13 protein-coding genes are annotated in these 11,859 nt (G+C 60.5%); 1 reads left to right on the top strand and 12 read right to left on the bottom strand.

Features of this window, described 5'->3' with window-relative positions; all coding sequences use genetic code 11:
- Window position 1 precedes the first annotated feature (1 nt).
- The 12 genes from ENTMO_RS0122625 to ENTMO_RS0122565 form a co-directional block, all read right to left on the bottom strand.
- A complete protein-coding gene (locus tag ENTMO_RS0122625) occupies window positions 2-580 on the bottom strand; it encodes a DUF3261 domain-containing protein (protein ID WP_010436566.1) in 579 nt (192 codons plus the stop codon).
- The gene (locus ENTMO_RS0122620) at window positions 577-2,898 is read right to left on the bottom strand and encodes an MMPL family transporter (RefSeq protein ID WP_010436564.1); all 2,322 of its coding nucleotides are present in this window, start codon (window positions 2,896-2,898) and stop codon (window positions 577-579) included. The genes ENTMO_RS0122625 and ENTMO_RS0122620 overlap by 4 nt, the downstream gene beginning before the upstream one ends.
- Window positions 2,867-3,472 carry an outer membrane lipoprotein carrier protein LolA gene (locus ENTMO_RS0122615; protein WP_010436561.1) on the bottom strand — a complete coding sequence of 202 codons (606 nt, stop codon included), beginning with the start codon at window positions 3,470-3,472 and terminating at the stop codon, window positions 2,867-2,869. Before ENTMO_RS0122615 ends, ENTMO_RS0122620 begins: the two co-directional genes overlap by 32 nt.
- Window positions 3,469-3,891 (bottom strand): acyl-CoA thioesterase, encoded by a 423-nt coding sequence (locus tag ENTMO_RS0122610; RefSeq protein ID WP_010436558.1) that lies wholly within the window; start codon window positions 3,889-3,891, stop codon window positions 3,469-3,471. The genes ENTMO_RS0122615 and ENTMO_RS0122610 overlap by 4 nt, the downstream gene beginning before the upstream one ends.
- Window positions 3,892-3,894: 3 nt before the next feature.
- Complete coding sequence (locus ENTMO_RS0122605) at window positions 3,895-5,586, bottom strand: glycosyltransferase family 2 protein (RefSeq protein ID WP_010436556.1); 1,692 nt, start codon at window positions 5,584-5,586, stop codon at window positions 3,895-3,897.
- Window positions 5,577-5,930: an ApeI family dehydratase gene (locus tag ENTMO_RS0122600; RefSeq protein ID WP_010436553.1), complete on the bottom strand. Its 354-nt coding sequence runs from the start codon at window positions 5,928-5,930 to the stop codon at window positions 5,577-5,579. The genes ENTMO_RS0122605 and ENTMO_RS0122600 overlap by 10 nt, the downstream gene beginning before the upstream one ends.
- A complete protein-coding gene (locus ENTMO_RS0122595) occupies window positions 5,917-7,278 on the bottom strand; it encodes a class I adenylate-forming enzyme family protein (protein ID WP_029485216.1) in 1,362 nt (453 codons plus the stop codon). Before ENTMO_RS0122595 ends, ENTMO_RS0122600 begins: the two co-directional genes overlap by 14 nt.
- 676 nt (window positions 7,279-7,954) lie before the next feature.
- Window positions 7,955-8,206, bottom strand: a complete 252-nt coding sequence (locus tag ENTMO_RS0122590) for an acyl carrier protein (protein ID WP_010436547.1) — start codon at window positions 8,204-8,206, stop codon at window positions 7,955-7,957.
- A gap of 13 nt (window positions 8,207-8,219) precedes the next feature.
- Entirely contained in the window at window positions 8,220-8,477 is a 258-nt protein-coding gene (locus ENTMO_RS0122585) for a phosphopantetheine-binding protein (protein ID WP_010436544.1), read from the bottom strand.
- Window positions 8,458-9,273 carry a lysophospholipid acyltransferase family protein gene (locus tag ENTMO_RS0122580; RefSeq protein ID WP_010436542.1) on the bottom strand — a complete coding sequence of 272 codons (816 nt, stop codon included), beginning with the start codon at window positions 9,271-9,273 and terminating at the stop codon, window positions 8,458-8,460. Before ENTMO_RS0122580 ends, ENTMO_RS0122585 begins: the two co-directional genes overlap by 20 nt.
- The gene (locus tag ENTMO_RS0122575) at window positions 9,270-9,992 is read right to left on the bottom strand and encodes a beta-ketoacyl synthase chain length factor (RefSeq protein WP_010436539.1); all 723 of its coding nucleotides are present in this window, start codon (window positions 9,990-9,992) and stop codon (window positions 9,270-9,272) included. The genes ENTMO_RS0122580 and ENTMO_RS0122575 overlap by 4 nt, the downstream gene beginning before the upstream one ends.
- A 125-nt stretch (window positions 9,993-10,117) precedes the next feature.
- Complete coding sequence (locus ENTMO_RS0122565) at window positions 10,118-11,167, bottom strand: AI-2E family transporter (protein WP_010436537.1); 1,050 nt, start codon at window positions 11,165-11,167, stop codon at window positions 10,118-10,120.
- A 142-nt stretch (window positions 11,168-11,309) separates the two neighbouring features.
- Here ENTMO_RS0122565 and ENTMO_RS26790 point away from each other — a divergent pair.
- A partial coding sequence (locus ENTMO_RS26790; RefSeq protein WP_010436534.1) for an MFS transporter occupies window positions 11,310-11,859 on the top strand: 550 nt, incomplete at its 3' end.

The following is an 11,859-nucleotide window of genomic DNA, read 5'->3' as shown; positions in this document are numbered from 1 at the left end:
CTCAGTCACCCAGATATTGAATGGTGATGTGGTAGTTAAAAACATGCTGCTCGATGCTAATCGGCTCACGTTTGCCTTTGCGTTGCAGGTAGACAATCTCCGTGACCAGCTTGCCGTCGGGGTTGCGCAGCTCGCGTCTGTTGTCAGTATCGTTCAGCGTCCAGCCTTTCGGCAACTGCGGCTGCCAGGCGCTGAGCGGCCAGTGGCTGAGCATCACGTCCGCCAGTACCTGGCTGGCGGGCGGCAGCTCCGGCGCCACAACCGACTGTTCGGTATGGATACCGGTATTGTCATACGTTGCGAGGAACAGGCGGATCCCCACGGAGGAGAGGCCGGCCAGCGTTACCTTATGCTCGTCAGCATTCAGCATCACCAGCAGCGACTGAGTGTGTCCGTTGAACCTGCCGGTCAGCAGCTGTTGCGAGCTCATTGCCGGGGTGATACCCGGCGGCGGCAGCGTCACGCGGGTGCCCGGCTGGAGCCAGGCCTCGGGCCGCGCGTCATCGCGGTTCGGCGAATGGCTACACCCTGCCAGCAGCAGCGCCAGAAGACATATCGCCAGGCGGTAAAATCGGATCATCGTATTCTCTCTTTCGTCGTCGGCATCGCCAGCGGGGCGAGCAGGAAGGCGGTGAAAATACCGCTCACCAGCACAATGCCAAAGCTGCTGATGGCCTGGGTTGTGCTGAACACCAGCATGCCCAGCGTCAGCAGCGTGGTCATCATGGCAAGCGTAATCGCCAGCATCGCGGTCAGGGGCGTTCCGCGTGGGTTGCTGAAAAACAGCGTGTAGTTGATGCCAATTCCGAGCACCAGCACCAGCGCCAGCAGCGAAAACAGGTTCACCGGATGGCCCGCGACGGCCAGCGCCGCCAGCCCGCAGCTGAGCGAGAGCAGGGAGGGCACCAGGCTGATCGCTCCTTTGCGCCAGCCGAGGCGCACCATCGCGCCGCAGGCAATCACCGCCAGCGCCACGAACAGTAAGCCCGTCAGCAGCGAACGGTAGAGCGCAAACAGGCTGTCGAAGCTGGCTTTGCGGTCGACCCAGGCAACGCCCTCATGGCTGGCCGCCAGTTTGCCGAGCGCCGCGCTGTTTTTCACGCCATCCACCGGGACCAGTACGCCGCTTTCGCCGTTGGGCAACGTCAGCCACAGCAGCCGCCAGCCTTCGCTGACCGGGCTGGCGAGCCAGGCCTCAACGCTAACCGGCATCGCGTCCAGATTGGGTGTGACGCTGTTCAGCCCCGCGCTTTTCAACATTGTTGTCACCGCAGGCGCGGCGTTGTGCAGAAGCTGCAGATCGCTTTTCTGACGCGCCAGCGAGTTCAGCGGCAGGGTGCGCCAGTGGGCCATATCGCCCGCTTTTTGCGCCTGCGCCAGCGCCGGGGTAAAGGCCTCCAGCCGCTCAAGCGTTTGCTGAGCCGACGCGCCGTACACCACAAACCACTTTTGGTCGACGCTCTGCCCGGTCAGGGCGGTAATGGTTTTTTCCTGTGCCAGAATGTCTTTCGGCAGCGCCTGAAGCTGGGCGATATCGTCGTCGACCCGTAAGCTGCCTATCCCGATGGCGGAAATCAGCGCCAGCGCCAGCGGCAGCCCCACGGACAGGGTTTTGCTGCTACGCCAGGCGTTCAGCCAGCGCAGCAAAAAATCTTTCGCGGGAATCGGGCGAACCGGCATTCTTTGGCACAACCACGGATGCCAGAAAATCACCGTCAGGCACGAGGCGCTCAGCCCCGCCGCGGCAAACACCGCCATCTGGCGGATGCCGGGGAAGGGGGCCAGCATCATCATCAGGTAGGCGACGACGGTGGTGAGCAACGCCAGCAGCAGCGCATTGCGTACCTTCGACAGGCTTTGCCAGGGCGAGTCGTCAGCGCCGTGCACCATCCGCTCCGTGAGGTAGTAAAGCGTATAATCTGCCGAAATACCGATGATGCTCATGCTCATCACCAGCGTCATCAGGTGCAGCTCGCCAAACAGCAGCAGCGTAAATACCGTGCCCGCCAGCGCGCCGATGGCAATGGAGAGCATGCTCAACAGCAGCGGGCGCACGGAGCGGAACACCACCACAATCAGCAGGATCACCCCGAGCACCGTGGCGACGCCGAGCGTGGAAATATCCCGTTTGGCCTGCTGGCTGGCATAATCGCTGTAAAACACCGTGCCGCGAGAGAGCAGCTGCGCCTGCGGGTAGTGCGTTTTCAGCGTCTCTTTCAGCGCCTTAAGGGTGGTGACCAGCCGGTGGGTTTGTTGCATATCGAACGACGACCCCGCCAGTTCGCCGTGCAGCAGATACCAGTAGTTTCCGGCGTCATCTTTGGTGACCAGCCAGCCGTCCATCAGCTGCATTTTCTGGCCGTTTTGAGCGAGGGCGAGCTGTGAGCCGCGCATCAGCATCAGCGGATCGTTTTGCAGCTCCTTGCCGCTCACGCCGGAAAAGGCGGAATAGAGCTGGGACAGGATCCACCGGGCCTGCGCGTCCCCGCCGTGTTGCAGGCGCGCCCGGGTGGCGGGATCGATCAGGCCGTTACGGTGCTGCCAGAAGAAATCACCCCAGGCTTTTTGTCCGGCGGCGTCCATTGGCCCTTTCACCACATTCAGCGCGTGACTGCGCTGCAGCAGTTCCAGCCATTGCTGCGCCACGCGCGGGTCTGGCTTTTTGCCGGGGCTGACCAGCCAGACGAGCTGGCGGTCGAGACGCTGCATAAATCCATCATTGAGCGCCGGGGGGATCGCCCCGAGCGTCTGTTTCGGCAACATCGCCAGCACGCTGCTGTTCAGCCGCGCGCCGGGCAGCAGCGTAAGCAGTACGCCCAACAGGATCAGGCATACCGTGGCCCACAGCAGCGCCGGGCGCAGGGATTTACGGTGCGGCAAAGCGTTGGCGTTCGGCATCGGTCAGGCTGGCGGGCGTCAGTTGGTGGCGGGACAGGGCGATATCGGTTGTGTCGCCCTGCTTATCGTTCAATCGAATCGATTCCAGGTACGCGGCACCGCGCAAATCGAGGGTGGCGAAAATCTTGTCCAGCGGCGTGGTCACAGGCGTCAGCACCAGCGACCAGCGGCCTTCCCCCTGGTCTTTAAAATCGATGCGGAAGTTCTCTTCGAGCACCTTGCGGTCGGCCTGAAACAGCGCCCGCAGCAGGTGGTTGAACTGGAACATCTGCGGATTATTGTCGGCGGTGAGGGTTTGCGGCGGTTGGCCGTTAACGATCTGCACCATCCGCTTGTCGTCCAGCAGCAGCGTCATCGGAAACGGCGCTTTTTGATCCCACAGCAGGCCGCTGTCGCGGGCGATCAGCATCTCCCCCTGCGAGCGCAGCGGCTGTGGCATGTCCTTAATGGTGCGGGTTTGCTCGAAATGCGCGCGCACCACCGGCTGTTCCGCAAAGCGCTGCTGCAGTTCGTCCAGCGTCATCGCGCTGACCAGCGGGCTAATCAGCAGGGCGAGAAGCGGTGTCCATTTCATGGCGCGATCCCCATACGTTCAAACAGAATAGCCGGGCTGACAAAGCACATCTCCCGGCTGGTTTCATCCACCGCTACCTGAATGGTGTAGCCAGTGGTGGTGCGTTTTCCGGTTTGCGCGTCGAAGATTTGATAGGCGATGCGCAGGCGGTTTTCATATTCTTCAATGTGGGCGCGCACGCGGATGCGCTGCTCGAAGGTCACCGCGTCGCGGTATTTCACGCGGGTATCCACCACCGGCCAGACGTAGCCTGAGGCCTTCATCTGGCGGTAGCCGTAATTAAACTGGTTGAGCAGCGCCTCGCGGGCGATCTCAAAGTAGCGGAAATAGTTACCGTGCCAGACCACGCCCATCATATCGACGTCGTGGAACGGAACGGTGATCTCGACTTCAGCCGTAAAGCGGGGATCGGTCAGCACCCTTTACTCCTTCTCGTTGACCTCTGGCAGCTGCCAGAAATCGAAAAAATTAAACCAGTCGAGCGGCGACATGAGGGCGTAATGTTCCAGCCGCTGCGCATAGCGATCGACGGTCTGCTGCAGCGCCTGCTGGCGTTCGCCGCGCGGCAGCAGCAGCGGGTCGGCAAAGGGCTCGCAGTGCAGGGTCAGTTTCCCCTGCTGGCAGAGGGCAAAAATCAGCACCACCGGGCAGCGCAAAATAGATGCCAGGATAAACGGCCCCTGCGGGAACGGCGCGGGCTGGCCCATAAAGTCGCTCCATATCACGCGCCAGCTGCCGCCGCGCTGCGGCGTGACGGCGATGCGGTCGCCCACAATGGCGACCCATTCGCCGCGATCCAGCTTCTCTTTGATGAGGATGGCGGTATCCGGGCCGATGTCGGTCACGGGCATCAGGTGAATGCCCGCCTGCGGGGCCATCTCTTCCATCACCTGTTTGAAACGTTTGGCGTTATCGCTGAAGACCAGCGCGTTGATGGTTTTCCCGCCTTCGCGCTGCGCCAGCGCCCGGCAGGCTTCCACGTCGCCAAGATGCGAGGCGAGCAGCAGTTTGCCCTGCGGATCGTTCAGACCCAGCGCCGCCTGCGCACCCGGTGCAAAGACCAGATCGCGATGGAGCTTCATTTCGCCGCGCCAGCTGGCCACTTTGTTGAGCATGGCCTGACCAAAACGCAGGAAGTGGAAAAAGCTGTGCAGGCGGGGAGGCTGAGGCATCTGCCGCTGCGCCATCACCTGCTTTACGCGCGTCAGCCATTGCCGTGACGCCTGGCGCGCAGAACGGGCGGTCAGCCAGTATACGGCGGTGACCGGCCACAGCAGGATGGTAAAGGCGTTACGCCCCAGCAGCTGCCAGACGCGCAGCATCAGACGCATTCCCCACAGGCCTTTCACCTCCTGCTGCTGCGCCCAGTGCTGCGTGCGGCGGCGCATCAGCAGAGCGGGAATGCGCGGCAGCATGCCGAAGAACAGGCGGGTATGCATCAGCGAGATGCGCAGGTTGTCTTTTAGCGCATCGAAATGGGATAGCCCGTCCGGCGGATAGGTCACGCGGGTGGGCAGAAAATAGCTGGTGTTGCCCTGCCAGTAGAGCCGCACCATCACTTCGGTATCAAAATCCATCCGTTTACCGAGCGGCGTGCGCGCGGCAAGCCGCAGCACCGGCGCGATGGGGTAGACCCGAAAACCGCACATGCTGTCTTTTAGCTGCAGCGACAGGGTTTCAATCCACACCCAGACGTGTGTTATCCAGCGTCCGTACAGGCGCGAACGGGGAATGGAGTCATCGTAAACGGGCCTGCCGGAAATTAGCGCCTCAGGGTGGTGCTCCGCCAGCGCAAGCAGTTTGGGAATGTCTTCGATAGCGTGTTGACCGTCGGCGTCCACCTGAATCGCGTGGGTGAAGCCGCGCCCTGCGCAGGCTTGCAGACCCTGCATGACTGCCGCCCCTTTCCCGCTGTTTTCTGCCAGCCGCAGCAGCGTGACCTGCGGATGGCGCGCAGCAAGATCGTCAAGCGTGCGGCGCGTGGGTTCATCGCTGCCGTCGTCCACCACCAGACAGGGTAGATCGAAGGGCGCGAGGCGCGCCAGCACCGAGGCCATCATCGCCCCGTGGTTGTAGCACGGGATCAGCACGCAGGGGCGGAAGGTTACTGACATAGGCGAATCTTCCCGCTGCTGGCAGTATGGTGTTCGTCACCGGCATGGCGCTGGTAGCTGAAGGTCAGCATCTGGCGTTCGGGCTGCCAGGCCAGGAGCAGCGTCACCCTGTTCTCCGGCAGCAGCGGGGCCGCGAACTTCACGTTCTGAATGCTGTGAAAACGGTAGCCCGGAGCCAGCAGCGTGGTGGCGTAGTCCATTACCCAGTCGAGTTGCGCCACGCCGGGGAGCAAGGGCTGTACGGCGAAATGCCCCTTAAACCAGAGCAGGGCCGGATCCAGATAGAGGTCGATCTCCAGATGCGTCGCATCTGGCTGGCGGCGTTCGATTTCATGGATCTTCATGAAATAACTCCTGTAGCTGCGCAGTCACACGCTTGTTCATGCTGTTGACCGGAATTTCATCGACGATCCGCCAGTAGCGGGGCACGGCAACCGGTTCAAGGCAGGGGCGAAGGGCGCGGCGCCAGGCGGATTCCTGGGCATTTTTCCCCACGCTTTCTCTGTGCATTCGCGCGTCGTCACTGAGCACCAGCAGCACGCCAATGGCCTGACGTCCCCCGCGCGTCACCGCCAGCGCGGCGGCGTCGCAGATGCCGTCCAGCGCCAGCAGCCGCTGCTCAATTTCATCGAGCGAAATGCGTTTGTCTTCGATTTTGACCACCCGCCCACGGCGGCCAACGATGCTGAACTGCCCGTCGGCCGTGAAGTGTAAATTATCATCCAGCACGACGCCTTCCGGCTCGTGGATCAGCGGCGACGTGACGCGACCGTCGTGAAACGTCACGCCGGGAAACGGCTGCCAGCGCGTTGTCTCATCCTGACGGTGACGCCAGGCCATGACCCCCGTTTCGGTACTGCCGTAGATTTCATCGGGCCAGAGGTTGAGCCAACCCTGAAACGCGGTGATATCCCGCCAGGGCAATACGCCACCTGCGGAAATGAGCAGGGCAACGGGGGGCGGCGTCAGTGCCGTATCCAGCCGCTTGAGGAAGGCCGGGCTGCTGATAAAAAGATAGCGTTTGTCGTGGGGCAGGGCTGAGAGCTGCTCGGCGTAGTTGAGCAGGTTGGTCTGTGACGGCAGGCCGAGCGCCATGGGCAAGACGACACGAAACGTCAGGCCATACAGGTGGTGCAGCACCACGGAGGCGACAACATGGCAGCCCGCAAGGCGATCGCCAAACTGTTCCGCCAGCAAGCGGGCTTCGCGATCCAGACTGATAATCGGCTTAACCACCCGCTGCGGCACGCCGGTGGAGCCGGAGGTGAAAAGCTCGATGGCGCGCGTATCGTCTATGGCTGGCAGCGGGGAAAAGCCGTTGTCTGTACGCGGGGTGGAGGCCACCAACCGCTGTCGCCCTGCAAAGGCAAGCGCTGTGTCACTCAGGACGCCGCTGAACAAGTCCCGCTGTTCGTTAAGCTGTGCAGCCCGGCTGTGCCCGGGTAGCACGGGCGTTTTACCCGCGTGCAGCGTCGCCAGCAGGGCGACCGTAAACAGATAGCCGTTTTCAACGCACAGCGCCCAGCGCTCGCCCTCTTCCTGACGCAGCGTGTTAACCAGCTGCGTCACGTCGTGACGCAGATCGCCGAGCGTCCAGACACCATCGTCGCGCCAGGCTATCGGCGTATCGTCAGGGCGGGGCGCACTGAGCCACTGGCTGAGCGGAAGCGGTTTATACCCGTCATACTTCAAGTTGCCTGTACGTTGGCTTTCCTCACTCACCCCAGTCACGTACTTATGTACGCTCCTGGGGATTCGCTGCGTCGCCGCCTTCATGCAACTCGAATTATTTAGGGTATACACATCGTTTTTCATTACCCGTTGTCGCACCAGCCACTCGCAGGCCATCAGCGTGCCCATCAGGATGTAGGCAATCATGCCATTCCACAGCGTCCACAGGCGTATGTCGGCGTGCAACACGGTAAACAGCGCCATCGCGCCGTTGCCGATAAAAAAGCCGCACCACACCCGGGTAACGATGCGAGTGTAGCGGATGCCGGTGGGCGAGAGAGTGGGCTCACGCAGCCGCGCAAATCGTTCTACCATCGGCATGGTTGTCCACAGCGATCCGCCAAACACCACCAGCATCACCAGATTAACGACTACCGGATAAAACAACACCCACTGGTGAGCGTGCAGCACATAGCTCGCCGCGCACAGCGCCACGCCTGTGAGGGCAACGCCCAGGATCATGTTGCGCAGAGGGCCGCTCTGACGGCGCACCTGCCATACCCGCAACAGCAGCACAAGCGCTATCACGGGCAGTATCCCGTGCAAATTGTTGTTTGCCAGCCCGAAGCCAATCAAAAAAGGCCATGCCAGCAGCATCAACCCCGTCAGTATCGGGATGAATGGAATCGCAGGCACGTTACGCTTCGCGCTGAAGCTGTTCCACAACGTCGACCACGTCCTGGACGGTACGCACCGCTTTGAAGGTGTCAGGCTTGATTTTATGGCCGGTCTTCTTCTGCAGGTGAACCACCATGTCAACGGCATCAATGCTGTCGAGATCCAGATCGTCGTACAGGCGCGCTTCCGGGGTGATGTCCTCGGGGGCGACTTCAAACAGCGTAATAAGAAGCGCAGAGACTTCCTGATAAATCGTTTCCTGGTTAGTCATAGCGGGTAAATTCTCAGGCGCGTTGTTGATGGATAAAAGCCGCGAGCGTGGCAACGGAATAGAAGTGCTGACGCATCTCGTCGCTTTCGGCAGAAAGCACTACGCCATACTGATTTTTCACAGCCAGCCCCAGCTCCAGGGCATCTATCGAGTCCAGACCCAGCCCGTCGCCAAACAGCGGGGCGTCAGTATCGATATCCTCTGGCGTAAGTTCTTCCAGATTCAGCGTAGAGATAATGAGATTCTTAATTTCAAGATAGAGCGCTTGCATCTTTCGTTCCTGACAAAGATTGAAGACCGGTTGTTAACTGATGCTGCATATGCCGGTTTAACTGCCTTGCCGCCAGCGCAGGTTCGTGCTGGCTCGCATCGTAAAAATCATGAATGTTGATGCGTTCGCGAACATCCACGGTAAAAAAAGGTTTGTTGGGCGGAACGTTGTACCAGCTGCTTTGCTTATCCAGCATGCGTTCGCTGCAGTGGATCACTACCACACGCACAGCGCTATTGCAGCGAACGGCAATGTTAGCCGCCCCGCGCTGCAGCGTTATGGCTTTGCCAACGCGCGTGCGGGTCCCTTCCGGGAATATGAGCAGCGTATCGCCCTGTGCCAGACGCTGCTGGCTGGCGGAGAGCAGGGGTTTAGCTTCGCTGTTGATCAGATAATCCGCGGCGCGGATCACCCCGCTGACAAACGGGTTACGCAGTAGGGCGCTTTTCACCAGGCAGTCGGTTTCGTTCATGACCGACGCCAGGAACACGTAGTCCAGTAGCGAAGGGTGGTTGGCTATCACCAGACAGCCGCGCTCCGCGCGCAGCACGTCGAGGTTGTTGAAGCGGTAATCCAGTACACCCACCCACCGTACCACCGCGAGAAACAGGCGAAAACTGGCGGAAATGCTGCGGCGGGCCAGCTGGCGGCGCTTCGCGCGATCGCGCTGAATAACCAGCAGCAGGTTAAACCACACCAGCGACAGCAGCAGCCCGCCGAGGCCGAACAGCGCGAAGCAGAATCCGGTCATCGTCATGCGCCATAACCGGTCGAGACGCGAAGTCAGTCCGCTCATTTGCGCGTCCATTGCCACTGGAGACGTTCACCAGAGAGGGTAAATTGCGGCGCGTCGTTCAGGTAATGGCGCAGGAACTGGAGGCTTTGCGGCAGCGCGGGCTCTTCACCTTCACTTCCGCCACGCGTTTCGCAGCAGAGCAGATCGCCGGCTTCAATCACCAGCGCCAGGGCATACGGCCAGACGGGCATCTGCGGCGGCAGCCCGGCGTGATAAAACGCAGGCAGGACGCCGTCAAAATCGACCAGCAGCACGCGGGAATAGCCCGCATGGAGCAGGCTTAATACTTCACACAAACCTTGCTGGAAGGTATCCATACCGGCGGAGACCGACGAGGAGACAATCGGCTGACGCGCGGCGATTGTGAGATTCCCGACGGCAGCATTGTGGACCGACATGGCAAAATCCGTGGGAGAAACAGGTTCTTCCGCCGCCAGCGCCTGCAGAATGCGGTAATTGCGCTCCAGTTCACCGTGGCGACTGCTGTAGACGACGGCGTCAATCTGGTGCTTTCGCAGCATCGCGAGGCCGATATCCACCGCCAGCCTGCTGCCAGAGTTGAGGCGGCGCGCGGTCATCATCGGCAAGTTGGTCAGTTTTGCCAGCGGCGCGGCGGGGTCGATAGCGTCAGACTGGCGTGACCAGTCCTGCCACGCAGCGGCATCGCCCAGTCCTGGCGCTCGTGCCTGCCAGTCGATAATTGAGAGTGTAAATTTCATCTACGCGCGTCCGCGATAAACCTGTTTCTGTGACTTATTCTTCGCAAGCGCGATGAGCTGCGCACATCGTACAATGTTGTTGGCGCGCATGCGAATAAACGTCTCTTTTAGCCCTTTCCCTGCGATTAGCCCGGCAACCGGCTTTTTGGTCGACCTGGACCCAGCAGAATGGCGAGTTTACTGCCGCCTTTGGTGGTCTCCATCCAAATTTTACAGACGCTGGTGAGCGGTACCGACAGCAACATTCCGACGGGACCCAGCAGCCAGCCCCAGATCAGTAACGATAAAAACACCACCAGCGTCGACATGCCCAGCCGGTGGCCCATCATGCGCGGCTCGAGAATATTCCCCAGCACCATATGCACGACAAGGAAAAGCGCCCCGACCAGCATGCATTCGTAAAACCCGTTAAACAGGAAGGCCTGGATCATGGGCGGCACGGCGGAGAGCACCGCGCCAATGTTGGGCACGTAGTTTAACAGAAACGCCAGCACGCCCCACATCAGCGCGAACTGCACGCCCATTAGCATCAGCCCCAGCCAGACGATGATCCCGGTCCACAGGCTTAATAACGTTTTCAGCGCCAGATATTTGGTGACGCCCTTTAATGCGCGGTGCAAACCGGCAATGTGAATTTGCGGATTGTTCAGCGCAAAGCGCAGTTTGTAGGGCACGTGGCGGACTTCGAACAGCATAAACACCACCGTCATCACCAGCAGCAGAATGCTGGCCATCGCGCCGGAAAGGCCGGTCATCAGCGTGGTGGCGTAGGTCATCACCTTCTCTGAATCCATCCGGCGCAGCATCCGTTCTGGCGAAATATGCAGGTTGATAAACGGCATCATCTCCTGCAAATCAACCAGCTTGCGGGTGAGGGCTTTGTTGTATTGCGGCAGCATGGTCGAGAATTCACTCAGGGAGGCGGCCAGTACGCCAAACAGCGCCGTCAGAACAATCAGCATGACGATGACGACGATAGTAATCGCCACCGGGCGGCTGACGCCGCGGCGTAAAAACCAGGTTACCAGCGGGTTGAGCACGATGGCAAAAAAGAGCGCCAGTAACAGCTGAACGATGATATCAGCCGCAGCGTGGATACCTGCGAGGATCACGACCAGACAGGCGAGTTTTAACAAAATGTGAAGTCCTGCTTTATCGGGCGGGCTGGCTATCATACGAATTCCTTTTTCGGGGGGCTTGTTTATTGTAGTGCGCCGGATCCCCTTCGTCTGGGGTGTTACTCTGAAAGTCACTGCTGATTTTCATCTCTCTTCATGGTAATAGTGAAACACTGTTGCAAAAATCCAGGTTAAACCCATGCCCGAACCTTCCGCCGAACCGGCACTGAGCGGAGTGCGCCTCAATCTGCGCATTGTTTCTGTTGTGATTTTTAACTTCGCCAGCTATCTGACGATTGGCCTGCCGCTGGCGATCCTGCCGGGCTACGTTCACGACGTGATGGGCTTTAGCGCCTTCTGGGCGGGGCTGGTCATTAGCCTGCAATACTTTGCGACGTTGATAAGCCGCCCCCATGCGGGACGTTACGCCGATCTGTTTGGGCCGAAGAGCATTGTAGTCGTGGGGCTGTGTGGCTGCTTTCTGAGCGGGCTGGGGTACTTTCTGGCGGCCCCCGCCAGCCAGTGGCCGCTGGTCAGTCTGGTGCTGCTGTGCCTGGGCCGCGTGATTCTGGGCATCGGGCAAAGCCTGGCAGGTACGGGTTCCACGCTCTGGGGCGTGGGCGTCGTCGGCGCATCGCACATCGGGCGGGTGATCTCCTGGAACGGGATTGTCACCTACGGCGCCATGGCGATTGGCGCGCCGCTTGGGGTGGTGTGTTACGCCTGGGGCGGTCTGTACGGCCTGTCCC

Origin of the sequence: Enterobacter mori LMG 25706 (genome assembly GCF_000211415.1) — a bacterium.
GTDB classification, from domain to species: domain Bacteria; phylum Pseudomonadota; class Gammaproteobacteria; order Enterobacterales; family Enterobacteriaceae; genus Enterobacter; species Enterobacter mori.
Note: the sequence above shows the minus strand (reverse complement) of the source record. Positions and strands in the feature narration are given on the sequence as shown.